The following is a 25,953-nucleotide window of genomic DNA, read 5'->3' on the forward strand; positions in this document are numbered from 1 at the left end:
TAAGCGCCCCAAGGGTATCGCGGTACCGTTGGAAGGTGTCCACTACACGGCGTAGGAGGCCGGCGCTCATCGCCCTGGTGATCGTCGGCGCCGCCGGATGCCTGGCGTTGGCCTGGTGGCAGTGGACCCGCTTCGAGTCGGCATCGGGCAGCTTCCAGAACCTCGGCTACGCCCTGCAGTGGCCGTTGTTCGCCGGTTTCGTCGTGTATGCGTACTACAAGTTCGTGCGCTACGAGGAGGCGCCGCCCGAACCGACGAAGCGCGACACGATCACCGAGATCCCCGAGGATCTGCTCCCGCAAAAACCCTCAACAACAACCCAATTCGACGAAGACGCCGACGACCCCGCACTACGCGAGTACAACGCCTACCTGGCCGAGCTCGCGAGAAAAGACAAGGAACACCCGGCCACATGACCGAACCACCGATCACCTCTGCCGATAACATCCGCAAGGCGCTACTGGGCTATCGAGTGCTGGCCTGGACGACGGGCATCTGGCTCATCGCGCTCTGCTACGAGATGGTGATGAAGTACGTCTACCACGTCGAGGGCCTGAACTGGATCGCGGTCGTCCACGGCTGGGTGTACTTCGTCTACCTGCTGTTCACCGCCAACCTCGCGGTCAAAGTGCGGTGGCCGATCGGCAAGACCATCGGCGTGCTGCTGGCCGGCACCATCCCGCTGGTCGGCATCATCGTCGAGCAGGTGCAGACCAAGGAGATCAAGGACCGATACGGTCTGTAGCCAGCGCCAGCTCGTGTGCGGGCTCGTCGGCCTCGTCCGCCTTGGGGATGGCCAACGCGGTGATCGCGGCGACGACGGCCGCGGCCGCTGCGATCAGCAGCGCTATTCGCAGGCCGGCCAGTGACGGCACCTGCTGCCCGGCCACCGTAGTGGTCATCACCGCCAACACCGCACCGATCACCGCGCTGGAGATCGACGTGCCGAGCGAACGCGCCAGCGCATTGATGCCGTTGGCGGCCGCGGTCTCCGATACCGGGACCGCGGCGTTGATCAGCGCGGGCAGCGAGGAGAACGCAAAACCGACGCCGACGCTCACCAGCACGTTGAACACGCACAGCTGCCAGGCGCTGTTCATCAGCAACAGGCCCGAAAGGTAGCCGGCGGCAACGACCGCCGAGCCGACGAACAATGTGAACCGCGGCCCGTGCACTCCGGCGATCCGCGCCGCCACCGGCGACGACAGCATCATCGCCAGCCCACCGGGCGCCATCCACAACCCGGTTTCCAGCATCGACTGCCCGAGCCCGTAACCCGTCCCGGCGGGGAGTTCGAGGATCTGCGGCGCGATCAGCGACATCGCAAACAACGAGAACCCCACCGCGATCGACGCCAGATTCGTCGTCAACACCGGCCGCTTCAGCGTGGTGCGCAAATCCACGATCGGCGCGGCAGTCCGGAACTGCCACCACCCGAACAACCCGAAGATCACCACCGACGCCGCGAACATCCCCACGGTGATGCCACTCGTCCAGCCCCAACTCCCGCCCTTGGAAATCCCGAGCAGCAGCGTCACCAGCCCGCCCGCCAGACCGACCGCCCCCAGCGCGTCGAAGCGGTCGGCCGAGGCCGCGGGAATGCGCGGCACCAGGGCGGCGAACGACAGGCCGGAAACCGCGCCGAGCGCGGCGGCGAACCAGAACAACGCATGCCAGTCGAACCGATCGGCGATGATCGCCGACAACGGAAGCCCAAGCGCGCCACCGACACCCAGCGATGCGCTCATCAAGCCCATCGCCGTGCCGACCCGATGTGCCGGCACCGACGCCCGCAGCACACTGATCCCCAGTGGGATGATCGGCATGCCGAAGCCCTGCAGTCCGCGCCCGATGATGACCGGGATCAGGGCTGTCGTCGTCGCGGCGATCAACGATCCCGCGGTGAGCACGACGGCGCAGATGATCAGCATCGGTTTGGGGCCGTACATGTCGCCGAGCCTGCCGAACATCGGCGTCGCGACGGCCGCCGTGAGCAGCGTCGCGGTGATCACCCACGACGCGTTGGACGCGCTCGTGTTCAACAGCGTGGGAAGTTCGGGGATGAGCGGGATGACAAGCGTCTGCATCAGCGACACACTGATGCCCGCTGCCGCCAGCACCACCACGATGATCGCCGGGCGTCGCGTCCTACCGACTGCGGGTTGGGCGGAGGAGCGACGCACCCCGGGGATGCTACAGATTAGTTTGGCTATACAAAATTGGCGTCACGTTCGAGCGGCCAACTCGCGCAACGCGGGCACCAGCAAGGCCAGTGCGCGGCCACGGTGCGACGCCGCATCCTTCTCCGCCGGACTGAGTTCGGCGGCGGTGCGCGCCGACCCCTCCGGTAGGAACACCGGGTCGTAGCCGAATCCCCCCTCACCCCGCGGCTCGCGGACGATGCTGCCCGGCCACTCGCCCCGCACCACAGTCTCACCGGCAGCAGACACCAGCGCACACGCCGAGACGAACGCCGCGCCGCGCCGCTCGTCGGGTACATCTGCCAGTTGCGCCAAGAGCAGAGAGGTGTTGGCCGCATCTTGACCGTGCCGGCCCGACCATCGCGCCGACAGCACCCCCGGCATCCCGTTGAGCGCGTCGACCTGCAGCCCGGAGTCGTCGGCAACCGTCGCGAGACCGGTCGCGCGATACGCGTCCCGCGCCTTGGCCACCGCGTTGTCCTCGAACGTCGCACCGGTCTCCGGCGCCTCGTCGAACGCGGGCACGTCATCGAGCGACAGCAACGTCAGACCCGAAACCCCCGCTGCCTCGAGCACCCGGCGCAATTCGGTCAGCTTCTTGGGGTTGCGGCTGGCCACCAACAACTCAGTCAGCTTCCGAACGCCTTCTTCGTCGGTTCTTTCGGCTCCGGCAGCGTTCCGGGATACGGCAGCTCCAACGCCTCACGCTGAATCTCGAAGATCTTCTCGCACGCGGCCATCGCGGCGTCGAGCATCTTGTCCAGCGTGGAGCGCGGGAACGTCGCACCTTCCCCGGTGCCCTGGATCTCGACCAGCGTCCCGGTGTCGGTGGCGACGACGTTCATGTCGACCTCGGCGCGCGAGTCTTCGGTGTAGGGCAGGTCGACGCGGATGCGGCCGTCGACGACGCCGACGCTGACCGCGGCGATCGCGCACGACAGTGGCCGCGGGTCGGAGAGCTTGCCTGCTGCCGACAAATAGGTGACCGCGTCGGCCAGCGCCACGTAGGCGCCGGTGATCGCTGCGGTTCGGGTGCCGCCGTCGGCCTGCAGCACGTCGCAGTCGATCGCGATGGTGTTCTCCCCCAGCGCACCGAGGTCGATGCACGCCCGCAACGAGCGGCCGACCAACCGGCTGATCTCCTGGGTGCGGCCGCCGATCCGGCCCTTGACCGACTCGCGGTCGGAGCGGTCGTGCGTGGCTGCGGGCAGCATCGCGTATTCCGCTGTCAGCCAGCCCTGCCCGGAGCCCTTACGCCAGCGTGGCACTCCCTCGGTGACGCTCGCGGTGCACATGACGCGCGTCTGGCCGAATTCGACCAGCACCGAACCGGCGGGATGCGTGGTGAACCCACGGGTGATACGAACCGGCCTCAGCTCGTCGTCAAGCCGGCCGTCTTCTCTTCGGGACACCAGCCAACCCTATCGGCTCGGTGTGACCCCACCGCCCGCGTACCGCTACGCCGCGCGCACGACGTCGAAGGTCTCGTTGCACACCACCGCGTGCACCGGACCGTCGAACTCGCCCTTGGCCTCGCTGATGACGTCCTCCCGCGATGTCCACGGCGGAATGTGGGTCAGCAGAAGTTCGCCGACGCCCGCTGCGGCCGCGGCCCGGCCCGCCTCGGTGCCCGACAGGTGCAGTCGGGGCGGCCGGTCCGGCGAGTGCGTCCACGACGCCTCACACAGGAACACGTCGGCGCCCCGGGCGAGGTCGATCAACGCGTCGCAGTAGCCGGTGTCGCCGCTGTAGACCAGCGTGGCGCCGTCCGGATCGGTGATACGCATGCCGTAGGACTCCGTCGGGTGGCAAACAAGCTTCGGCGTCACGTTGAGCGAACCGATCGTGACCGCCTCGTCGTCGACCCAGTGGCGGATCTCGAACACGTCGGAGAAGTCGTCGACCTCGCCGCCTTCGGGCGACGACGCCGCGCCGAGCCGGGCCCACGTATTGGCCGGGCCGTACATGATGCCGCGCTGCTGTGCCGGCGACGGGTGGTAGCGCCGCCACACGAACAGCCCGGGTAGATCGAGGCAGTGGTCGGCGTGCAGGTGCGACAACAGCACATGAACGTCGTTCGGGTCGGCGTGGCGCTGCAGCGCGCCGAGCACACCACCGCCGAAATCAAGGACCAATGGCGGCGTATCGGGAGCCGACACGAGGTATCCCGACGCTGGCGAATCAGGCCCGACGACACTGCCGGAGCAACCGAGAACGGTGATTCGCACGCTCACTAGCTTGCCATGCCCGGTATCCCCGCGACGAAAACATGGCCGGTTCGAGCGACGAAAATCATCTTTGGGAACCGACGTGACGTTGAACAGGTCGAACACCGTCGAGCGTCGGCCCCAGGAACCGCGCGGCCAGTGTGGTGAACGCCTCGGGATCACCGGTCGCCTCGAACATCCGCTGCGCGGGTGAACTTCCGTGGGGCCGCAGCAAATCCAGTTCGGTGAGCACCCTGAGCAAGTCCTTGGCGGTCTCCTCGGCGCTGGACACCAAGGTGACGTTCTCGCCCATCGCCAGCTGGATCAGCCCCGACAGCATCGGATAGTGGGTGCAGCCGAGTACGAGCGTGTCGACCTCGGCGCGCTGCAGCGGTTCCAGGTAGCCCTCGGCCAGTCCCAGCACCTGCCGTCCGCTGGTCACACCGCGCTCGACGAAGTCGACGAACCGGGGGCAGGCGACTCCGATCACCTCGGTGTCGCGCGCCGCGGCGAACGCGTCCTGATAGGTGCCGGACGCGATCGTCGCCGCGGTGCCGATGACGCCGATCCGCCCGTTGCGGGTGGTCGCGACGGCGCGGCGCACCGCGGGCAGGATGACCTCGACCACGGGCACCGGCGCGTAGCGTTCGCGGGCGTCGCGCAGGCACGCCGACGACGCCGTGTTGCATGCGATGACGAGCGCCTTGACTCCGCGCGAAACCAGGTCGTCGCCGATCGCCAGGGCGTGTGCGCGGATCTGCGGGATGGACAGCGGTCCGTACGGCCCGTTTTCGGTATCGCCCACGTAGACGATGTTCTCGTCGGGCAACTGGTCGATGATCGCGCGGGCCACAGTGAGCCCGCCGACGCCGGAATCGAAGATGCCGACGGGCGCCTCCGAGGACACTGCCGAGTTCACGTCGTCAGGTACGGGTTCGACGCCGCGCTCCTGCGTCGTTCGCGTGCCTTGCGTTCCGGTCCGGACAACAGATACGCCGCGACGACGCCCGCCACCGCCCCGCTCAAGTGACCCTGCCACGACACCCCCGGCGTACCGGGCAGCACACCGAGCAGGACGCTGCCGTAGACCAGCAGCACGATCACGCCGACAACGATCTCCCACGCCTTACGCGTGAAGAATCCGAACACGATCAGAAACGCCAGCCAACCGAAGATCAGGCCCGAAGCGCCGATGTGGTTGGCCTCGCACCGCACTCCGACGTAGGGACAGTGCGCGCCGACGTTGCCGATCAACCAGGTGCCGAGGCCTCCGAGGATCCACACGATGGCCGTGGCGAAGATGAACCGTGACATGCCCGCCAGCGTCATCAGGAAACCGAGCACCAGCGCCGGAACGGTGTTGGCGATCAGGTGATCCCAGTTCGAGTGCAGCAGCGGCGCGAACAGGATTCCCAGCAGCCCGTCGCTCTCCAGCGGCCGAATCCCGTTGTCGTCCAGGCGGTGGTCGGACAGCGAGTCGAACAACTCGATGACCCACAGCAGCACGACGAAGCTGAGCACGGTCAGGCCGCCGACCATCCACGCGGGCCGCTTCTTCGGCTGCGATGGCGTGGCCGGGTATCCCGGACCGCTCAAGCCCATAGCTGACCTTCCAACGCGTCTTCGGCGTCATCCAGGCTACCGGCGTAGGCACCGGTCGACAGATACTTCCACCCCGCGTCGGCGACGACGAACGCGATGTCGGCCTGCTCTTTCGCCTTGACCGCCTTGGCCGCCATGCCCAGCGCGGCATGCAGTACCGCACCGGTGGAGATGCCTGCGAAGATCCCTTCCACCTGGACCAGATCGCGGGTGCGCCGAATCGCGTCGTATGAGCCGACGGAGTACCGCGTCGTCAGCACGTCCGGGTCGTACAACTCGGGGATGAACCCCTCGTCGATGTTGCGCAACGCGTAGACGCCCTCGCCGTACCGCGGTTCGGCGGCGACGATCTTCACGTCCGGCTTGTGCTCGCGCAGATACCGACCGGTGCCCATCAAGGTGCCGGTGGTGCCGAGGCCCGCGACGAAGTGGGTGATCTCGGGCAGGTCGGCGAGCAGCTCCGGTCCGGTGCCCTCGTAGTGCGACAGCGAGTTGGCCTCGTTGCCGTACTGGTAGAGCATCACCCACGAAGGGTTCTGCTGCGCAAGCTCTTTCGCCTGCGCGACCGCGGTGTTCGAGCCACCTTCGGCGGGCGAATAGATGATCCGCGCGCCGTACAGTTCCAGTAGCTGGCGGCGTTCGATCGACGTGTTCTCCGGCATCACGCAGATCATCTGATAGCCCTTGAGCAACGCGGCCATCGCGAGCGAGATGCCGGTGTTGCCGCTGGTCGGCTCCAGGATCGTCGCGCCGGGCTGCAGCAGGCCCTGGCGTTCGGCCTCCTCGATCATCCGCAACGCCGGGCGGTCCTTGATGGAGCCGGTGGGATTGCGGTCCTCGAGCTTGGCCCACAACCGCACGTGCGGCTCGTCGTCCCAGCGCGGCGAGACTCGGCGCAGGCCCACCAACGGCGTGTTGCCCAACGCTTCGAGCAGCGAGTCGTAACGCGTCATCAGACGCCCACTGACCCTCCTGCCACCGCGGGCAAGATGGTGACCGAGTCGCCATCGGCGATCGTGGTGTCCAGCCCGCCGGAGAACCGCACGTCCTCGTCGTTGACATAGATGTTGACGAACCGGTTCAGCTTGCCGTTGTCCATGAGTCGTTCCGAGATGCCGGAGTAGTTGGCCTCCAGATCGCCGATCACCGCGGCCAACGTGTCACCGTTCGCGGTGACGCGCTTCTCGCCGCCGGTGTGGGGGCGCAGGATGGTCGGGATCGACACGTTCACAGTCATGATTGCTCCTCGTACTGCTCGACGATTTTGACGGGTTCCTCGGTGACGACGCCGTCGACGATGCGGTAGCTCCGCACCTCGTGTTTCTCGGGGTCGCGGGTCGACACCAGCACGTAGTGGGCATCCGGTTCGGACGCGTAGGCGATGTCGGTGCGGCTGGGATACGCCTCGGTGGCGGTGTGCGAGTGATAGATGATCACGGGGGCCTCGCCTGCATCCTCTAAGGCCCGCCACACCTTCAGCTGTTCACCGGAGTCGAACCGGTAGAACGTCGGCGAACGCTCGGCATTGACCATCGCGATGAAGCGCTCCGGACGGTCCGAGCCCTCCGGCCCGGCGATCACGCCGCAGGCCTCGTCGGGATGGTCGGCCCGGGCGTGGGCGACCATGGCGTCGACCAAATCGGCCCGAATCACCAGCACAACTACCCCTTTCTGCCCGAAACTGTATTCCAGCAGCGAAATATCGAGTAAACGCCTGCTGGAATGCTGTTTCGCGATTACTCGAACGCTCCGGGCAACAGGTCCCGGTACGTGGGTATTCCGGCCACCGACTCCGCGGCCAGCACCCCCACCATCACGGCTCGGGCCAGACAATCCGCAGCGGCGGCCCCGACCTGCGTGATCAGCGGGACCTCCGGCGACATCGACGCCGGCGTCGACGGGTCGGGTGGGACCTCCACGGCACCCGTGGCCAGCGCGAACACCGTGTCGCCGTCCAGTGGGGTGTGGCACGGCCGGATGGTGCGCGCCAACCCGTCATGCGCGGCGACGGCGACCCGTCGACAGCCTGCGGGGCTCAGCACGGCGTCGGTGGCGACGACGGCGATGGTGGTGTTGAGCGGGCTGTACTCGACATGCCGGTCGGCGTAGGCGGCGATCTGGTCGGCGGGCGGCGGCACCAACCCGAACTCCTCGATTTGGTAGGCCAGCCACGGCAGGCCCGTCGCCGGATCGACCGCGTCGCCCGCGGCGTTGACCACCACCAACGCCCCGACCGTCGCGCCGCAGTCGAGCGTCATCGAGGCCGTGCCCACGCCGCCCTTGAGCACACCCACCCGCGCGCCCGTGCCCGCACCCACCGTGCCGATCGCCAACTCGGCCCCGGCGCTCTCGGCGGCGGCGTAACCGAACTCCGCAGTCGGCCGGCACTGCCAGCCTCCGACCGGCAGGTCGTAGACCACCGCGGCGGGCACGATCGGCACGACGCCGCCCTCCAGCGCGACGCCGCGGCCCTGCTCCTCGAGCCAGTGCATCACCCCGTCCGCGGCGGCCAGGCCGTACGCGCTGCCGCCGGACAACACCACGGCGTCGACGTGCTGCACGGAGTTGATCGGGTCGAGCAGGTCGGTCTCGCGGGTGCCGGGCGCCCCGCCCCTGCCGTCGACGGCGCCGACGGTCCCCGGCGGGGTCAGCACGACGGTGGTGCCACTGGCCCAACCTGAACCCAACGTCACATCCGGGTCGAGTCGATGATGCTGGCCCACCCGGATACCGGCGACGTCGGTGATCGAGCTCATCGGGACTTGCCCATCAGCGCGAGCACCAGATACTCCTGCAGCACCGTGAGCCACTGGTAGACGTCGAGGTGCCCGGCCATCGGATGGTCGTGCGGCAGGTCGTCGGGACCGTCCGGCGAGATGCCCAGCATGGTGCCCAGCGCCAGTCGCATGTCGTTGACCGTGGCGGCCCAGGCGTGCGCGTCGTCCTCGGACAACTCGAACTTGCCGCCCTCGCGCGGCATGGTGTCCAGAACTGTCTGCGCGGCTTGGCGTTTCGCGTCGATGATGGCCGGCTCGTGCAGGCTGCGCAGCGCGCTGTTGAGGCTCTCGGCCGCGCTGGAGCCGGCCGGGTGCTCGCTCTGCGGTCGGTAGAAGTCCGGCAGCAGCCGCTTCATCGTGTCGTCGTCGGGCGGTGTCGAGTTGCCGGTGCGCATACCGGTGATCGCCTCGAGTTCGTCTGCGGGCGCGGAGGATTCGCGTTCATCGAGCATGCCCATCAGCGAGGTGGCGAGGCTCCGCAACAGTGCGGCCTCATGCGGCGCCACGGCCGACCGGAAGCGCGCGCCGCCGGCGGTCTCCACCCGCTTCCACTTACGCACGTGTCTGTCAGCGGTCCTGCTGCATGGTCGCCCACAACCCGGCTGCGTGCAGCTTGGACACGTCGACCTCCATCGACTCGCGACTGCCCGCCGAAACCACCGCCTTGCCCTCGTTGTGCACCTGCAGCATCAGCTTGGTCGCGTGCGGCTCGGGGTAGCCGAACAGCTTCTGGAAGACATAAGTCACGTACGTCATCAGGTTCACCGGGTCGTCCCACACGATGGTCACCCACGGACTGTCGGTGGCCGCGTCTTCCTCCGCGACGGACTTGACGTCCCGCTCCTTGCGAGTTTTCGGTCGAGCCTTCGCCGGCGTAACCATGTGGTTCAGGATAGCCAACGCAGAACCGTCGCTTCGAGCTACTACGGTGGCGGTGTGACCGCCGCATCCCCGGCCCTGCTCACCGACAAATACGAGCTGACGATGCTCGCGGCCGCGCTGCGTGACGGCACCGCACACCGGCGAACCAGCTTCGAACTCTTCGCGCGCCGCCTCCCCGAAGGGCGTCGCTACGGCGTGGTCGCCGGCACCGCCCGATTCGTGGATGCTTTGGCGCACTTCAGATTCGACGATGCGACGCTGTCTGCCCTCGACTTCCTCGACTCACAGACGCTTGCCTATCTCGCCGACTATCGATTCCGCGGCGATGTCGACGGCTACGCCGAAGGTGAGCTGTACTTCCCGGGTTCGCCCGTGCTCTCGGTGCACGGCACCTTCGGCGAATGTGTCGTACTGGAGACGCTGGCGCTGTCGATCTTCAACCACGACACCGCGATCGCGTCGGCCGCCGCCCGCATGGTCAGCGCGGCCCAAGGCCGACCGCTGATCGAGATGGGTTCGCGGCGCACACACGAACGGGCCGCCGTCGCCGCCGCCCGCGCCGCGTACCTGGCCGGCTTCGCCGGGTCGTCGAATCTGCAGGCGCAACTCGATTACGGGGTCCCGGCGCTGGGCACCAGCGCGCACGCCTTCACGCTGCTGCACACCACCCACGACGGTCCCGACGAGCGGGCGGCGTTCCGGGCGCAGGTCGACGCGCTGGGCGTGGGCACCACGCTGCTCGTCGACACCTACGACATCACCGCGGGGGTGGCGACGGCCGTCGAGGTCGCCGGTCCCGGGCTCGGGGCGGTGCGCATCGACTCCGGCGACCTCGGGGTGCTCGCACGCCAGGTCCGCGCTCAACTCGACAGCCTCGGCGCCACCGGAACCCAGATAGTGGTGTCCGGCGACCTCGACGAGTTCTCGATCGCCTCGTTGCGCGCCGAACCGGTCGACACCTACGGCGTGGGCACTTCTCTCGTCACCGGCTCCGGCGCCCCGACCGCCGGCATGGTCTACAAGCTGGCCGAGGTGGATGGCATCCCGGTGGAAAAGCGCAGCAGCCACAAGCAGTCTCACGGAGGTCGCAAGCAGGCGCTGCGGCTTGCCAAGCCGACCGGCACGATCGTCGAGGAAGTCGTGTACCCCGACGGCCGCGCGCCCTCGGACCACGACGGCCTCACCGCGCGAGCGTTGACGGTTCCGCTGATCCAGCGCGGTGAACCGGTCGACGAGCTGTCCTTCGACGCGGCCCGTCAGCGGGTCGCCGACGGTTTGACGAGCCTGCCGTGGGACGGGCTGAAGCTCTCCCGCGGCGAGCCGGCGATCCCGACCCGGTTGATCCCTCCCGGCGCGTAAGGAGCAGCCACGTCGGACATCACCGAACTCCTGGCCACGGCGGTCACCGCGCTGGGCGGTCGCGAGCGCGCCGGCCAGATCGAGATGACCCGGGCCGTTGCGCGCGCGTTCGACACCGGTGAGCATCTCGCGGTGCAGGCCGGAACGGGCACCGGTAAGTCGCTGGCCTACCTGGTTCCTGCAATCGCGCGCGCCGTCGAGACCGACGAACCCGTCGTGGTGTCCACGGCCACCATCGCGCTGCAACGCCAACTTGTCGACCGTGACCTGCCGCGACTGGCCGAGTCGCTGACCGGCGCGCTGCCCCGCACGCCCGAGTTCGCGCTGTTGAAAGGCCGTGGAAACTATCTGTGCCTGAACAAGATTCACAACGGGGCTGCGGAATCGGAGGAGCGCCCGCAGGAGGAGTTGTTCGAACCGGTCGCGGCCAGCGCGCTAGGTCGCGACGTGCAGCGGCTCGTCGCCTGGTCGTCGGACACCGACACCGGTGACCGCGACGAGTTGACCCCCGGAGTGCCGGACCGGTCCTGGTCGCAGGTCAGCGTGTCGGCGCGCGAGTGCATCGGCGTGGCACGGTGCCCGTTCGGAACCGACTGCTTCGCGGAGAAGGCGCGGGAGAAAGCCGGCCGAGCGGATGTCGTCGTCACCAACCACGCACTGCTGGCGATCGACGCGATCTCCGATGCCGCGGTACTGCCCGAACACCACCTGCTGGTCGTCGACGAGGCGCACGAGTTGGTCGACCGGGTGACCTCGGTGGCCACCGGCGAGTTGTCGGCCACGTCGCTCGGCGCCGCCCACCGCCGCGCCGCGCGCCTGGTCGACGAGGAACTGGCACACCGGCTGGAGGCCGCGACCGCGACGCTGTCGTCGGCGATCCACGACACCGAACCGGGCCGCATCGATGTGCTCGACGACGAACTGGCGACCTATCTGACCGCGGTGCGCGACGCCGCGCACCGGGTCCGGTCGGCGATCGACACCGCGCCGAGTGACCCCAAGGCGGCGTCCGCGCGCGCCGAGGCCGTCACCGCGTTGACGGATATCGGCGACACCGCCTCGCGCATCCTCGATTCGTTCGGGCCCGCCCTCGCAGACCGCACGGACGTGGTGTGGATCGAACGCGAAGAGACGCGGGGAACGGTGCGCACGATCCTGCGGGTGGCGCCGCTGGCGGTGTCAGGGTTGTTGCGCACCAGGCTCTTTGAGCATTCGACGACGGTGCTGACGTCGGCGACGCTGACCATCGGCGGCACGTTCGACGCGATGGCGGCCGCATGGGGACTGACGGCCGAAGACACTAGATGGCAGGGTATCGACGTCGGGTCCCCGTTCGAGCATGCGAAGTCGGGCATCCTCTACGTCGCTGCGCATCTGCCCCCGCCCGGGCGCGACGGCACCGGGTCGGCTGAACAACTCGACGAGATCGCGGCGCTGATCACCGCCGCGGGCGGCCGCACGCTGGGCTTGTTCTCCTCGATGCGGGCGGCCAAAGCCGCGGCCGAGATCATGCGCGAACGCCTGGACACCCCGGTGCTGTGCCAGGGCGAGGACACCACGTCGGCACTGGTCAAACGGTTCGCCGACGATCCCGAGAGTTCGTTGTTCGGCACGCTTTCGCTGTGGCAGGGCGTCGACGTGCCCGGCCCATCCCTGTCGCTGGTGCTGATCGACCGGATTCCGTTCCCGCGCCCCGACGACCCACTGCTCACCGCCCGACAGCGGGCGGTGGCCGCACGCGGCGGCAACGGCTTCATGGCCGTGGCCGCCAGCCACGCGGCGTTGCTGCTGGCGCAGGGCGCGGGCAGGTTGCTGCGCACCGTCGACGACCGCGGCGTCGTCGCCGTGCTGGACTCCCGGATGGCCACCGCCCGCTACGGCGGCTACCTGCGGGCGTCGCTACCGCCGTTCTGGGCCACCACCGACTCCACCCGCGTGCGCCAGGCGCTCGAACGTCTCCGCACCGTTTGATTGTTTTCTATCCTGGCAACGGTTCAGTGCGCGCCGCGTGGCCGCCAGTCGATCCGAAAGGCGGCGTCCATGAGTCGACGACACCGGATCGCCGTCGCGATCGCGGTGGGCGCGGCTTCGCTGGCGACCGCGTGCACCAGCATGCTGCACGGCCAACCGGTCTCGGTGTTCGCCGATCCGTTCCGCGTCGCCGGGATGCCGGCGACGGACGGCCCCACCGGTCTGCGGCCCGACGCGCAGGACCCCGTGCGTGAGGTGCGCGGCACCGACGGAAGCGATATCGACGAACTCGCCCGCCAAGCGATCAGCGACATCGAAGAGTTCTGGGAAGGTGCCTACGGCGACGCCTTCGACGGCAGGTTCAAGCCGGTCGACCAGGTGTACTCCTGGGACGCCAACGGATTCGACGAGACCGGGTTCTGCGACACCGACACCTACGGATTGGTCAATGCCGGCTTCTGCCAGACCGACAACACGATCGGCTGGGATCGCGGTGAGCTTCTGCCGGGCCTGCGACAGGCGTACGGCGACATGGGCGTCACGATGGTGCTCGCCCACGAGTACGGCCACTCAGTGCAGAAGCAGGCGGGCCTGGTCGGCGAGGACACCCCGACGCTGGTCTCCGAACAACAAGCCGACTGCCTTGCCGGGGCGTACATGCGCTGGGTCGCCGAGGACGAGTCGACGCGCTTCACACTGTCGACCGGTGACGGGCTCAACAACGTGCTGGCGGCCGTCGTCGCGTTCCGCGATCCGCTGTTGAGCGAGAACGACCCCGAAGCGGGCGTCGACGAACACGGCTCGGCGTTCGAACGTGTTTCGGCCTTCCAGTTCGGATTCACCGACGGCGCGGCGGCCTGCGCAGCGATCGATATGCGCGAAATCGGCCAGCGCCGAGGCGATCTGCCGGTTCTTTTGGACGAGAACGAAACCGGCGAGTGGGCCGTCTCCGAGGAATCGGTGCGCGCGGTCGTCGACGCGATGGACATCCTGTTCGAACCCGCCGCACCACCCGAGCTGACCTTCGGCCCCGCCGAGTGCCCGGACGCGCGACCCAGCCCGCCGGTGTCCTACTGTCCCGCCACGAACACCATCGCCGTCGATCTCGATGAGCTGGCGCGGATCGGCGCACCGCCCGACGTTGAGGATCCGATCGGCCTGGCCACCGGCGACAACACCGCCTACTCGGTGCTGGTGTCGCGCTACATGCAGGCGATCCAGAACGAGCACGGCGGCGTCGGACTGGACGACGCCGAGGCAGCGCTGCGCACGGCGTGCCTGACCGGCGTCGCCACCACCAAGTTGTCGAAGAGTGTGCAGACCCCCGACGGCAACACCGTGGCGCTGACCGCGGGCGACGTCGACGAAGCGGTGTCGGGCATCCTCGTCAACGGCCTGGTGGCCAGCGACGTCAACGGCGAGTCGGTGCCGTCGGGCTTCTCCCGCATCGACGCGTTCCGGGTCGGGGTGCTCGGCGACACCGAGCGCTGCTTCAAGCGATTCGACTGACGCGGACCTTCTCGGCTCTGCTCAGATTTTCTTGGTCACGCCGTACCAAGCGACGATCGCCTCCGACTGCTCCGTCGAGTGGGTGAGGTACGCATAGGAGCGGATGAACGACTCTCCGACGCAGCCGTCGATCTTGACCCGGAAGCCGCTCACCATTACCCACGGCTCGGCGCCGGTGAACTTCTTCTTCGTCACCGGGACCACGTTGACCAGGCCCGGTTTGAGGCCGACGGTGATGCCGCCGCCGACGTTGCCGCCCAGGCTGGGCAGAATTCCGAAGTCCTCTCCCCCTCCGACGATGGTGAGTCCCAGGAGTCCGATGGACGGGTTGATGCCGGCGGTGCCCGTCAACGAGACACCGTTGGAGGTGCTCATGTCGATGCCACAGCCGATTTCGTAGCCGACCTCGAGGGTGCCCTCCGGCTCCTCGCCGCCCCCAGGCCCGCTCAGCCGTCCTTTGTAAGTGCCGCCGACGACGTATTCACGTGACGACAGTGCGGTCGTCAGCGGGGGGATCGGGGCTTGGGTCTCCTTCTCGGCACTCATCTCCAGACGCCAGCCATCGGGGCCTTCCGTCACCGCCGGCGGTGTCGACTCGACCGCACCTTCCCCCGGCGGGGGCGCGGCCTCGGCGGCGATGGGTTCAACCTCCGGATTGGCCGCGGCCACGGCAGCGCCCAGATTGCCCAACAGACCCACGATGGCGATCACTGTGATGCCGCTTCGTAGCACAATCCCAACCGTCACTGCCCGCCCTCCCGATCGTTAGGAACGCTTCGGAACCTACCGCGAGGACTGCCGGCTGCGGACAAATGCCCGAAGAATCGTTCCGGCGGACCGGGCAGCAAGACGTCAGGGACGTATCAGGACGGCATCCGCAAGACGTAACCCGCTTCCAGTGCCACCCAGACGCAGCCGTTGGCGTCGACCGCCAGCCCGTGCGGTTCACTGCCCGGCGGAAGGTCGATGGTGACAATCTCCCCGTCGCCGCTGACCCGGGCGAGTTGGCTCGACCCCCACAGCGTCACCCACACCCCGTCGTCCGGATCGGCGAGCACGCCGTGCGGCTTGCCGGGAAGCGCGATCTCCTGGATGGCATCGTCGCGCGGGATGCGCCCCAGCCGCTCGGCGAGGATCTCGGTGAACCACACCGCGTCGTCGTGTGTTGCGGCGATCCCGACCGGACCCGATGCGGCCGTGGGGGTTTCGCGCACCGTGAGCTCACCGGAGAGCGTCAGCCGGCCGACCGCGCTGGCCTGGTTCAGCGTGAACCACAGCGCGTTGTCGGGCCCGGTGGCGATCATCGACGGCGCACCGCCGATCGGGTACCCGGCGGAGATCTCGCCGGTGACCGAAATCCGGCCGATCTCACCGGAAGTCAGCGCCGTGAACCACAGCCCGCCGTCAGGACCGGTCGTGATGCCGTAGGGGGCGCTGCCCTCGGCCAGCTCGAATGCACTCACCTCTCCCGCCATGGTGATGCGACCGATGCGGTCGTCGCCGTAGCGGGTGAACCACATCGCGCCGTCGGGGCCCGCGGCGATGATCGTGGGCCGACACCCCTGCGCGACGGGATAGACGGTGACGTCACCGGCGTCGGTCACCCGCGCGATAGCGCCGGCGTGCACCAGCGTCACCCACAGCGCCCCGTCCGGGCCCGCGGCGAGCGCGTAGGGTCCGCCGTCGACGGCGACCTCGAGCGCGTCCGCTCGTCGTGGCGCCGTCACGCGAGGGTGACGAGGCCGAGTTCGTTGTCGCCGGCCAGCAGCGGGTGGTGCGGCAACACCCGCACGGTGTAACCGACGGGACCGGCGACGGGCAGCGGCGCCGTCGCGGAGAACACCTCGTTGCCGCCGTCGGCGGTTGCGGTGTGCGCCATCGGTACCGTCACCGGGTCGACGAGCTGGTCGCCGGCGTCGACGCGGCCGAGGACGGCCTGCACCACGACCTCGTCGGGCCGCAGGCCCGCCAGATGGACCTTGGCGGTCAGCGTGAGCTCCGAGCCCAGCAGCGGGGTGTCGGGCAAGCCGTAGCTGTCGACGTCGGTGATCTGGATCTTCGGCCACGATTCCTGCGCGCGCAGCCGGAAGCCGGCCAGCTCCCGCGCGGCGCCGAACGGCTCACCGTCCGCACCGGGTTCGACGGTTCTGCGCAGCGACTGGGCCGCGGGCGCGTAGTACTTCTCGGTGTAGTCGCGGACCATCCGCGATGCCAGCAGCTTCGGCCCGAGCACGATCAGCGTGTGCCGCACCATCTCCACCCACCGGGTGGGGATGCCGCGCTCGTCACGGTCGTAGAACTTCGGCGCCACCGAGGTCTCGAGCAGGTCGTACAGTGCGGCCGCCTCGAGGTCGTCGCGCCGGTTCTCGTCGGCGAGGCCGTCGGCCGTCGGGATCTCCCAGCCGTTCTCGCCGTCGTACCACTCGTCCCACCACCCATCGCGGATCGACAGGTTCAGCCCGCCGTTGAGCGCACTTTTCATGCCGGACGTGCCGCAGGCCTCCAGCGGCCGCAGCGGGTTGTTCAGCCACACATCGCAGCCCCAGTACAGCTGGCGCGCCATCGACATGTCGTAGTCGGGCAGGAATGCGATCCGGTGCCGCACCTCGGGCCGGTCGGCGAACTTCACCACCTGCTGGATCAGCGCCTTGCCCCCGTCGTCGGCGGGATGGGACTTGCCCGCGACAATCAGTTGGACGGGCCGCTCCTCGTTGAGCAGCAGTCGCTCCAACCGCTCGGGGTCACGCAGCATCAGCGTCAGGCGTTTGTAGGTCGGGACCCGACGGGCGAAGCCGATCGTCAGCACGCCGGGGTCGAATGCGTTTGCGATCCAACCCAATTCGGCCTCCGCCGCCCCTCGTTCCAGAAAGGAGCGGCGTAGTCTCGCGCGCACGTCCTGGACGAGTTGCTCGCGCAGCTGCGACCGGATCCACCACAGATGACCGGTGTCGACCTGCTGCAGCCGCTCCCACACCGCGGGTTCTCGCGCGCGGCTCAGATCCTCGCTGTCGAGCAGCTCGGTGGCGAGTTCCAGCCATTGCGGCGCCGCCCACGTCGGAGCGTGCACACCGTTGGTGATGGATCCGATCGGCACCTCGTCGGGGTCGAAGCCGGGCCACAGCTCGTTGAACATGTGCCGGCTGACGTTGCCGTGCAACAGCGAGACACCGTTGGCGCGCTGCGCCAGGCGCAGCCCCATGTGCGCCATGTTGAACTTGTCCGGGTCGTCCTCTTCGCCGAACGCGACGATGCGGTCGAGCGGGACACCGGGCAGCAGCCGTGACATCGCGCCCGAAGGTCCATCGGAAGACCCACCGAAGTAGCGGCGGACCATCTCGACCGGGAACCGGTCGATGCCCGCGGGCACCGGAGTGTGCGTGGTGAACACCGTCGACGAGCGCACCACCGTCAGCGCGGTGTCGAAGTCGAGCCCGGCGTCGATGAGTTCACGGATTCGCTCGACACCGAGGAAGCCCGCGTGTCCCTCGTTCATGTGGAACACCTCCGGCGAGGGCCTACCCTCCAACTCGATGAACGCCCGGATCGCCCGGACCCCGCCGATGCCGGCCAGGATCTCTTGCTTGATCCGGTGCTCCTGGTCGCCGCCGTAGAGTCGGTCAGTCACGCCGCGCAGGTCGTGGTCGTTCTCAGGAACGTCGGAATCCAACAGCAGCAAGGGAATTCGACCCACCTGTGCGATCCATACCCGGGCCCGCAGTTGGTTGTCATAGCGGTTTTCGCTCGGCATCGCCACAGAGAGCAGGACCGGTCGGCCGTCCCGGTCGGTGAGCAGGCGAAGCGGAAGGCCCTGCGGATCCAGGGCCGGATAGCTCTCGTGCTGCCAGCCGTCGGCGGTCAGCGACTGCCGGAAATAGCCCGACCGGTACAGCAGTCCGACCGCGATTAGCGGTAGGCCGAGATCGGATGCCGCCTTCAGGTGGTCGCCCGCGAGGATGCCGAGTCCGCCCGAATAGTTCGGTAGCGACTCGGCCACCCCGAACTCCATCGAGAAGTACGCGATGCCGTTGGGCAGTTGCGCGCCGTCTTCGATCGCCTGCTGGTACCAGAGCGGCCGGCTCAGGTAGTCGTCGAGATCGGCGGCCAACCCGTCGAGGCGGTTCAGGAACGCCTCGTCGACCGCCAGTTCGTCCAGTCGCCCGGGGCTGATCTGGCCCAACAGGCCCACCGGATCGCAGCCCACCTGCTTCCACAGCTCGGGATCCATCGACTCGAACAGATCCTGCGTCGGCCGATCCCAGGACCAGCGCAGGTTGATCGAAAGCCGTTCCAGCGCGGCCAGCCGGTCGGGCAGATGTGCGCGGACGGTGAACCTTCTCAGCGCTTTCATCGGGCTATCACGCGACACAACCTTACTGACAATCCGGCGTCCCGCAGGCCTGGCGTTCCGACTGCTTGGTCCGCTTTGGGTTGGGCTGCGCACTAGCGTGGGTATAGGGCGCGACGAGGCTTATTGAAGTTGACTGTGAGTTGACCAGACGACACAGCGGCCCCACCGGGCCGCGTGGGTGTGAGGAGTTGGTAGGTGGCCGGTCGTATCGAGATCGATGACGTCCAGCCTGTTGTCTCCGGTGGACGCTATCCGGCCAAGGCGGTCGTCGGCGAGATCATCCCGATCGCTGCGACGGTCTGGCGAGAAGGCCACGACGCGGTGGCGGCCACACTGGTGGTGCGCTACCACGGCTCGGCATACCCTCAGCTCGCCGACGACCCTCCCGGGCTGGCACAGTCCACCGAGGCGGTGCCCATCGAGGCGGTCCTCGGCGCCACACCGCGCAAGAGGCCCAAGCACCTGCCGATGTCGGTGGGCAGAACGCCCGACGTATTCCACGGTGCGTTCACCCCGGACTGCACCGGGCTGTGGACCTTCCGGGTCGACGGCTGGGGCGATCCGGTGGCCACCTGGCGCAAGAACGTGACCGCCAAGCTCGATGCGGGTCAAAGTGAGTCGGAACTGTCCAACGATCTGCTGATCGGCGCGCGACTGCTGGAACGCGCCTCGACCGGGGTGCCGCGTCAGCACCGCTATCCGCTCATCGACGCGGCGGCGCAGCTGCGACAACCCGGCGACCCGTTCAGCCGCGCCGGCGCAGCGCTGGCACCGGAGGTCACCGCGCTGCTGGACGAATATCCGTTGCGCGAGTTACTCACCCGCGGCGAGCAGTACGGGATCTGGGTGGACCGCCCGGAAGCACGGTTCAGCGCGTGGTACGAGTTCTTTCCCCGCTCCACCGGCGGCTGGGACCGCAAGGGCAACCCGATCCACGGCACCTTTGCGACCGCCACCAAGGCGCTGCCCCGCATCGCGCGGATGGGCTTCGACGTGGTCTACCTGCCGCCGATCCACCCGATCGGCAAGGTTCACCGCAAGGGCCGCAACAACAGCGTGACCGCCGCGCCCAACGACGTCGGCTCACCCTGGGCGATCGGCAGCGACGAGGGCGGTCACGACGCTGTCCATCCGGAGCTGGGCACCGTCGCCGACTTCGACGACTTCGTCGCCGCGGCTCGCGACGAAGGCATGGAGGTGGCGCTCGACCTCGCGTTGCAATGCGCTCCCGACCACCCGTGGGCCAAGGCCCATCCGGAATGGTTCACCGTGCTGCCCGACGGCACCATCGCCTATGCGGAGAACCCGCCGAAGAAGTACCAAGACATCTATCCGCTGAACTTCGACGACGACCCGGCCGGCCTCTATGAGGAGGTGCTGCGGGTGGTTCGGCACTGGATCTCGCACGGCGTCAAGGTTTTCCGGGTAGACAACCCGCACACCAAACCGCCGAACTTCTGGGCATGGCTGATCGGGAAGGTGAAGAACGAGCACTCGGACGTGGTGTTCCTCTCCGAGGCGTTCACCCGCCCGGCGCGCCTGTACGGGTTGGCCAAACTCGGCTTCACGCAGTCGTATTCGTACTTCACCTGGCGCACGGCGAAGTGGGAGCTCATCGAGTTCGGCGAGCAGATCGCCGAACACGCCGACTATGCGTGCCCGAACCTGTTCGTGAACACGCCCGACATCCTGCACGAGAGCCTCCAGCGCGGCGGTCCCGGCATGTTCGCGATCCGCGCCGTGTTGGCATCGACGATGAGTTCGGCGTGGGGCGTGTACTCGGGCTACGAACTCTACGAACACCGCCCGGTACGAGAGGGCAGCGAGGAGTACCTCAACTCCGAGAAGTATGAACTGCGCGCCCGCGACTTCGACGCCGCACTGGCCGACGGCGAATCACTGGAACCGTTCATCGCTCGGCTCAACGAGATTCGCAGGCTGCATCCTGCGCTGCACCAGTTGCGCACCATCACGTTCCATCACGTCGACAACGACGCGCTACTGGCCTACAGCAAGTTCGATCCGGCGACCGGCGACCAGGTGCTGGTGGTGGTCACCCTCAACCCGTTCGGGCCCGAGGAGGCCACGCTGTGGCTCGACATGCCCGCGCTCGGGATGGAGCCCTACGACCGCTTCTGGGTGCGCGACGAGGTCACCGGCGACGAATATCAATGGGGGCAGGCGAATTACGTGCGCCTCGACCCGGTACGTGCGGTAGCGCACATCTTGAACATGCCGCAGGTGCCCACCGACCAACGACTCAACCTACTGCGTAGGGAGTGACGACATGACGCAGACCAAACAGGCGAGCAGCCCACATCTGCGGCCGCACACCGCCGACCTGAACCGGTTGCTTGCCGGTGAACACCACGACCCGCACTCGGTGCTGGGCGCCCATGAGTACGACGACCACACCGTGATCCGGGCCTACCGCCCGCATGCGGTGGAGGTCGTGGCGCTCGTCGGTGCTGAGCGGTATGTGTTCCAGCACATCGAATCCGGATTGTTCGCGGTGGCGCTGCCGTTCACCGGACTGGCCGACTACCGGCTCGAGGTGCACTACCCCGCCGGCAGCGGCTCGACCCAGGTACACACGGTGGCCGACGCCTACCGGTTTCTGCCCACGCTCGGGGAGATGGATCTGCACCTGTTCGCCGAGGGCCGCCACGAGCGGCTGTGGGAGATCCTCGGCGCGCATCCCCGCCGCTACAGCACGCCCGACGGTGTCGTTGACGGTGTCTCGTTCGCGGTGTGGGCGCCGAATGCCAAGGGCGTCACCCTGATCGGCGAGTTCAACCACTGGGACGGCAACGAAGCACAGCTGCGCGTGCTCGGCTCGACCGGTGTGTGGGAGGTGTTCTGGCCGGGTTTCCATATCGACGGGCTGTACAAGTTCCGCATCCACGGTGCCGACGGGTCGGTCAGCGACCGCGCCGACCCGATGGCCTTCGCCACCGAGGTGCCGCCGAAGACGGCGTCGAAGGTGACCCTGAGCGAATACACCTGGCAGGACCAGGACTGGATGGCCAAGCGCACCAACCAGAACCCGGTGTTCGAGCCGATGAGCACCCTCGAAGTGCATCTGATGTCATGGCGGCCCGGCCTGAACTATCGCGACCTCGCTGCGCAGCTCACCCAGTACGTCGTGGAGAACGGGTTCACCCACGTCGAATTGATGCCGGTCGCCGAGCATCCCTTCGGCGGTTCCTGGGGCTACCAGGTGACGTCGTATTATGCGCCGACGTCCCGGCTGGGTACGCCCGACGAGTTCCGCCACCTCGTCGACACGCTGCACCAGGCCGGCATCGGTGTGATCATGGACTGGGTGCCGGCCCACTTCCCCAAGGACGCCTGGGCTCTCGGCCGCTTCGACGGCACCGCCCTCTACGAGCACTCCGATCCGCGCCGCGGCGAGCAGTTGGACTGGGGCACCTACGTATTCGACTTCGGCCGCAGCGAGGTACGCAACTTCCTGGTGGCCAACGCGCTGTACTGGTTGCAGGAATTCCACATCGACGGGCTGCGGGTCGACGCGGTCGCCTCGATGCTCTACCTGGACTACTCGCGGCCCGAGGGCGGGTGGACGCCGAACATATACGGCGGCCGCGAGAACCTCGAAGCCGTGCAGTTCCTTCAGGAGATGAACGCGACCGTGCACAAGGCCGCGCCCGGAATCGTGACGATTGCCGAGGAGTCCACCTCATGGCCCGGCGTCACCAGACCGACCAACCTTGGCGGCCTGGGGTTTTCGATGAAGTGGAATATGGGCTGGATGAACGACACCCTGGAGTTCATCAAGCGCGATCCGATCCACCGCAGCTACCACCACCACGAGATCACGTTCTCGATGCTCTATGCGTTCAGCGAGAACTATGTGCTGCCGATCAGCCACGACGAGGTGGTGCACGGCAAGGGCACGTTGTGGGGCCGGATGCCGGGCAACGACCACAACAAGGCGGCCGGGTTGCGCAGCCTGTTGGCCTATCAGTGGGCGCATCCGGGCAAGCAGCTGTTGTTCATGGGCCAGGAGTTCGGCCAACGCGCCGAATGGTCCGAGGAACGCGGCGTGGACTGGTACCAGCTCGACGAGAACGGGTTCTCGACCGGCATCCAACGCATGGTGCAGGACATCAACGGCATCTACCGCAGCCGACGGGCCCTGTGGGCGCAGGACACCCGACCGGAGGGCTACTCCTGGATCGACGCCAACGACTCGGCCAACAACGTGCTGAGCTTCTTGCGCTACGGCGACGACGGCTCCGTGCTGGCGTGTGTGTTCAACTTCGCCGGCACCGAACACACCCGCTACCGGCTCGGCCTGCCGTACGCCGGCACCTGGCGCGAAGTGCTCAACACCGACGCCGACATCTACAACGGGTCGGGCATCGGTAACTACGGTGCCGTCGAGGCGACCGACGAGCCCTGGCACGGCCGGCCCGCGTCGGCCGTCATGGTGCTACCCCCGCTCGCGGCCCTGTGGTTCGAATACGAACCCGCCTAGTTCTGACCCCGAAACTGCTCACAGATCGCGGATTCAGCCGAAATCGCGATCTCCCCGCAGTCTCGGCGCACTCCGCGAGTCAGTACAGCGCGTTGGCCAGCTTGCGGCGGCCGGCGATGACCTCGGGGTCGGCCGGGTCGAACAGGTCGAACAGCTCGATCAACCGCGTGCGCACCGTGGTGCGGTCGTCGCCGGAGGTCCGCTTGACCAGGCCGATGAGCCGGTCGAAGGCGGCTGCGACGTTCTGTTGCAGCACCTCGACGTCGGCCGCGGCGAACGCCGCATCGATGTCGTCGGGTGCCGCGTCGGCGGCGGCGATCACACCGGGGTCCCGGGAACTCGCGCGCTGCAGGAAGTCGATCTGACGCACGGCGCCCTTGGCCTCGGCGTGATTGGGATTGCCGTCCAGAATCGCCTGATACGCCGTGCGCGCGGCGTCGAAGTCACCGGCGTCCAGAGACGCCCGGGCTTGCGCGACCGCGGGGTCGACCTCCTCGGCTTCCCCCGGCTCACCGCTGCCGGGCAGCTTGCCCGCGACGGCGTTCAACAGCGAGTCGATCCACCGGCGCAGCTGTTCTGGCGGCTGCATGCCCTGGAAGCTGGACAGCGGTTGTCCAGCGGCCAGTGCGACCACCGTCGGGATCGCCTGCACCCCGAACATCTGCGCCACCCTCGGTACGACGTCGACGTTGACGGTCGCCAGCGACCACTTGCCACCGTCGGCGGTGGCCAGTTCGGCAAGCGAATCACCCAGTTGGACACTGGCATCGCTGCGCGGTGACCAAAGCAGGACGACGACCGGAACCTGGCTCGACCGGACCAGCACCTCATCTTCGAGATTGGCTTCGGTGATCTCCACTCCACCGGCCGGCGCCGACGAGCCACCGTCGTTCGTCGAGGGCCGCTGCTTGAGGGCGGACAGATCAACCGCACCGGCCATGGAGGCCGCGATGGAAGGGCGTGGACGACTCACGCGTTCAAGTTTGTCACGTCGTTTCCGGGATCGACCGCCCCGGTTGCGACATGCTCGCGGCAGCGGGCACGACGCCCATCCGACCGGTGCGATCCGCCCAGATGACGAAGATCACACTCGCCAGGGGCACGATGCTCGCCAGTATCGCCAGCAACCACGTGCCGGGCGCCCACTTGACGGTGATCCCGGCCAGCAGGCCCACCGCGACGAAGCCGACGAAGATCAGCCCGTGCGCCATGCCGAACACCTGCACGCCGACCTCGGTGCGCGGCGTGCCGACGTACTTGAAGTACATGCCGGTCAGCAGACCAACCCAGCTCAACGCCTCCAGCAAGGCGACGAGCCGGAACCATCCGGCAACGGACCGAAGATCGAAAGCGCCAGTCATGGCCGCTATTGTGCACGAAAACCGGAATGTTTACTACACGCCGTCGTAGAGGCTACGGCGCGCGCAGGATCAGCGCGTCGCCCTGGCCGCCCGCGCCACACAGCGCGGCCACGGCGTAGCCGGACCCGCGCCGGGCCAGCTCGAGGGCGGCGTGCAGCGTGATCCGGGCGCCCGACATGCCGATCGGATGCCCGATCGCGATCGCACCGCCATTGACGTTGACCTTCTCCGGGTCGACCCCCAGCTCCTTCGTCGAGGCCAACGCGACCGCGGAGAACGCCTCGTTGATCTCGATCACGTCCAGCTGGTCGAGCGAAATCCCCTCGCGGGCAACGGCTTTCCTGATGGCGTTGGCCGGCTGCGACTGCAGGGTGGAGTCCGGGCCGGCGACCACGCCGTGGGCGCCGATCTCCGCCAACCAGCTCAGCCCCAGTTCCTCGGCCTTGGCCTTGTTCATCACGACCACCGCGCAGGCGCCGTCGGAAATCTGAGATGCCGACCCGGCGGTGATGGTGCCGTCCTTGCGGAATGCCGGTTTGAGACCGGAGAGCGACTCGGCGGTGGTGTTGGCGCGGATGCCTTCGTCCTCGTTGAACTCCAGCGGATCGCCCTTGCGCTGCGGGATCTGCACCGGCACCACCTCATCGGCGTAGACGCCGTCTTTCCAGGCCGCGGCGGCCTTCTGGTGCGACCGGGCGGCGAACTCGTCCTGTTCGGCACGGCTGAACTGATCGACCTCGTTGCGCTGTTCGGTGAGCGCGCCCATCGGCTGATCGGTGAACACGTCGTGCAGGCCGTCGTAGGCCATGTGGTCGAGCACGGTGACATCGCCGTACTTGTAGCCCGACCGGCTGTTCATCAGCAGGTGCGGTGCCTGGGTCATCGACTCCTGCCCGCCGGCGACGACGACATCGAACTCGCCGGCGCGGATCAGTTGGTCGGCGAGAGCGATGGCGTCGATTCCCGACAGGCACATCTTGTTGATGGTCAGTGCGGGCACGTACCAGCCAATTCCGGCGGCCACCGCGGCCTGCCTGGCGGGCATCTGCCCGGCGCCGGCGGTGAGGACCTGGCCCATGATCACGTACTCGACCGCTGAGGCGGGAACATTGGCCTTCTCCAGGGCGCCCTTGATCGCGACGGCCCCGAGATCGCTGCCCGAGAAGTCCTTCAGCGAGCCCATCAGCTTGCCGACCGGAGTGCGCGCTCCAGCAACGATCACCGATGTCGTCATT

At 67.9% G+C, this 25,953-nt stretch carries 25 protein-coding genes; 7 read left to right on the plus strand and 18 right to left on the minus strand.

Annotation, left to right across the window (positions count from 1 at the left end; genetic code table 11):
* The first annotated feature begins 35 nt into the window (after positions 1-35).
* Positions 36-416: a hypothetical protein gene (locus AU187_RS07180; RefSeq protein WP_059166463.1), complete on the plus strand. Its 381-nt coding sequence runs from the start codon at positions 36-38 to the stop codon at positions 414-416.
* Positions 413-745, plus strand: coding sequence for a DUF3817 domain-containing protein (locus AU187_RS07185; protein WP_059102055.1), 333 nt, complete (start codon positions 413-415; stop codon positions 743-745). The genes AU187_RS07180 and AU187_RS07185 overlap by 4 nt, the downstream gene beginning before the upstream one ends.
* On the opposite strand, the gene AU187_RS07190 is transcribed toward AU187_RS07185, so the two are convergent.
* From AU187_RS07190 to clpS, 12 genes are read right to left on the minus strand one after another with little or no spacing between them, the layout of a single operon-like run.
* Complete coding sequence (locus AU187_RS07190) at positions 723-2,183, minus strand: MFS transporter (protein WP_286131871.1); 1,461 nt, start codon at positions 2,181-2,183, stop codon at positions 723-725. The genes AU187_RS07185 and AU187_RS07190 overlap by 23 nt on opposite strands.
* Positions 2,184-2,225: 42 nt before the next feature.
* Positions 2,226-2,834, minus strand: a complete 609-nt coding sequence (rdgB, locus tag AU187_RS07195; protein WP_059166465.1) for an RdgB/HAM1 family non-canonical purine NTP pyrophosphatase — start codon at positions 2,832-2,834, stop codon at positions 2,226-2,228.
* On the minus strand, positions 2,831-3,613 hold the full coding sequence (gene rph, locus AU187_RS07200) for a ribonuclease PH (RefSeq protein ID WP_059166466.1): 783 nt from the start codon (positions 3,611-3,613) through the stop codon (positions 2,831-2,833). Before rph ends, rdgB begins: the two co-directional genes overlap by 4 nt.
* Before the next feature lie 45 nt (positions 3,614-3,658).
* Positions 3,659-4,435 carry a cyclic nucleotide-degrading phosphodiesterase gene (locus AU187_RS07205; RefSeq protein ID WP_059102059.1) on the minus strand — a complete coding sequence of 259 codons (777 nt, stop codon included), beginning with the start codon at positions 4,433-4,435 and terminating at the stop codon, positions 3,659-3,661.
* Between the two features lie 58 nt (positions 4,436-4,493).
* Entirely contained in the window at positions 4,494-5,315 is an 822-nt protein-coding gene (murI, locus tag AU187_RS07210; RefSeq protein ID WP_059102117.1) for a glutamate racemase, read from the minus strand.
* 8 nt (positions 5,316-5,323) lie between these two features.
* On the minus strand, positions 5,324-6,010 hold the full coding sequence (locus AU187_RS07215) for a rhomboid family intramembrane serine protease (RefSeq protein WP_059102060.1): 687 nt from the start codon (positions 6,008-6,010) through the stop codon (positions 5,324-5,326).
* Positions 6,001-6,963, minus strand: a complete 963-nt coding sequence (locus tag AU187_RS07220) for a cysteine synthase (protein ID WP_059102061.1) — start codon at positions 6,961-6,963, stop codon at positions 6,001-6,003. Before AU187_RS07220 ends, AU187_RS07215 begins: the two co-directional genes overlap by 10 nt.
* Entirely contained in the window at positions 6,963-7,247 is a 285-nt protein-coding gene (locus AU187_RS07225) for a MoaD/ThiS family protein (RefSeq protein ID WP_059102062.1), read from the minus strand. The genes AU187_RS07220 and AU187_RS07225 overlap by 1 nt, the downstream gene beginning before the upstream one ends.
* A complete protein-coding gene (locus AU187_RS07230) occupies positions 7,244-7,702 on the minus strand; it encodes a M67 family metallopeptidase (RefSeq protein ID WP_286131873.1) in 459 nt (152 codons plus the stop codon). The genes AU187_RS07225 and AU187_RS07230 overlap by 4 nt, the downstream gene beginning before the upstream one ends.
* A gap of 44 nt (positions 7,703-7,746) precedes the next feature.
* On the minus strand, positions 7,747-8,766 hold the full coding sequence (locus AU187_RS07235; RefSeq protein ID WP_059166468.1) for a P1 family peptidase: 1,020 nt from the start codon (positions 8,764-8,766) through the stop codon (positions 7,747-7,749).
* Positions 8,763-9,347 (minus strand): oxidative stress transcriptional regulator AosR, encoded by a 585-nt coding sequence (gene aosR / locus AU187_RS07240; RefSeq protein ID WP_059102065.1) that lies wholly within the window; start codon positions 9,345-9,347, stop codon positions 8,763-8,765. The genes AU187_RS07235 and aosR overlap by 4 nt, the downstream gene beginning before the upstream one ends.
* 7 nt (positions 9,348-9,354) lie before the next feature.
* Positions 9,355-9,669: an ATP-dependent Clp protease adapter ClpS gene (gene clpS, locus AU187_RS07245; RefSeq protein ID WP_059166469.1), complete on the minus strand. Its 315-nt coding sequence runs from the start codon at positions 9,667-9,669 to the stop codon at positions 9,355-9,357.
* Positions 9,670-9,771: 102 nt separating this feature from the next.
* On the opposite strand from clpS, the gene AU187_RS07250 reads away from it, so the two are divergent.
* The 3 genes from AU187_RS07250 to AU187_RS07260 all read left to right on the plus strand — a co-directional run bounded on the left by AU187_RS07250 (position 9,772) and on the right by AU187_RS07260 (position 14,508).
* A complete protein-coding gene (locus AU187_RS07250) occupies positions 9,772-11,028 on the plus strand; it encodes a nicotinate phosphoribosyltransferase (RefSeq protein WP_286131874.1) in 1,257 nt (418 codons plus the stop codon).
* Between the two features lie 18 nt (positions 11,029-11,046).
* Positions 11,047-12,999, plus strand: a complete 1,953-nt coding sequence (locus AU187_RS07255) for an ATP-dependent DNA helicase (protein ID WP_059166470.1) — start codon at positions 11,047-11,049, stop codon at positions 12,997-12,999.
* 69 nt (positions 13,000-13,068) lie between these two features.
* The gene (locus AU187_RS07260) at positions 13,069-14,508 is read left to right on the plus strand and encodes a neutral zinc metallopeptidase (RefSeq protein ID WP_059166471.1); all 1,440 of its coding nucleotides are present in this window, start codon (positions 13,069-13,071) and stop codon (positions 14,506-14,508) included.
* A gap of 21 nt (positions 14,509-14,529) precedes the next feature.
* Here the strand turns inward: AU187_RS07260 and AU187_RS07265 are convergent, their stop codons facing one another.
* From AU187_RS07265 to AU187_RS07275, 3 genes are all read right to left on the minus strand, one after another.
* On the minus strand, positions 14,530-15,255 hold the full coding sequence (locus AU187_RS07265; protein ID WP_286131872.1) for an MspA family porin: 726 nt from the start codon (positions 15,253-15,255) through the stop codon (positions 14,530-14,532).
* 116 nt (positions 15,256-15,371) lie between these two features.
* Positions 15,372-16,235: a Vgb family protein gene (locus AU187_RS07270; protein ID WP_059102070.1), complete on the minus strand. Its 864-nt coding sequence runs from the start codon at positions 16,233-16,235 to the stop codon at positions 15,372-15,374.
* Entirely contained in the window at positions 16,232-18,856 is a 2,625-nt protein-coding gene (locus tag AU187_RS07275; RefSeq protein WP_059102071.1) for a glycosyltransferase family 1 protein, read from the minus strand. The genes AU187_RS07270 and AU187_RS07275 overlap by 4 nt, the downstream gene beginning before the upstream one ends.
* Positions 18,857-19,051: 195 nt before the next feature.
* Between AU187_RS07275 and AU187_RS07280 the strand changes: the two genes are divergently transcribed.
* Together AU187_RS07280 and glgB are read left to right on the plus strand one after the other, a co-directional pair.
* Entirely contained in the window at positions 19,052-21,139 is a 2,088-nt protein-coding gene (locus tag AU187_RS07280; protein WP_059166472.1) for an alpha-1,4-glucan--maltose-1-phosphate maltosyltransferase, read from the plus strand.
* 4 nt (positions 21,140-21,143) lie between these two features.
* Positions 21,144-23,357 (plus strand): 1,4-alpha-glucan branching protein GlgB, encoded by a 2,214-nt coding sequence (gene glgB, locus AU187_RS07285; protein WP_059102073.1) that lies wholly within the window; start codon positions 21,144-21,146, stop codon positions 23,355-23,357.
* Between the two features lie 79 nt (positions 23,358-23,436).
* Here glgB and AU187_RS07290 read toward each other — a convergent pair whose 3' ends face one another.
* The 3 genes from AU187_RS07290 to AU187_RS07300 are packed head-to-tail and all read right to left on the minus strand — an operon-like array spanning position 23,437 to position 25,952.
* Positions 23,437-24,330, minus strand: a complete 894-nt coding sequence (locus tag AU187_RS07290; protein WP_216636049.1) for a tetratricopeptide repeat protein — start codon at positions 24,328-24,330, stop codon at positions 23,437-23,439.
* A 13-nt stretch (positions 24,331-24,343) separates the two neighbouring features.
* Positions 24,344-24,727 (minus strand): DUF3817 domain-containing protein, encoded by a 384-nt coding sequence (locus tag AU187_RS07295; protein ID WP_059102075.1) that lies wholly within the window; start codon positions 24,725-24,727, stop codon positions 24,344-24,346.
* A 43-nt stretch (positions 24,728-24,770) separates the two neighbouring features.
* Positions 24,771-25,952, minus strand: coding sequence for an acetyl-CoA C-acetyltransferase (locus AU187_RS07300; RefSeq protein WP_059102076.1), 1,182 nt, complete (start codon positions 25,950-25,952; stop codon positions 24,771-24,773).
* Position 25,953 lies beyond the last annotated feature (1 nt).

Origin of the sequence: Mycobacterium sp. IS-1556 (genome assembly GCF_001499985.1) — a bacterium.
Taxonomy (GTDB): domain Bacteria; phylum Actinomycetota; class Actinomycetes; order Mycobacteriales; family Mycobacteriaceae; genus Mycobacterium.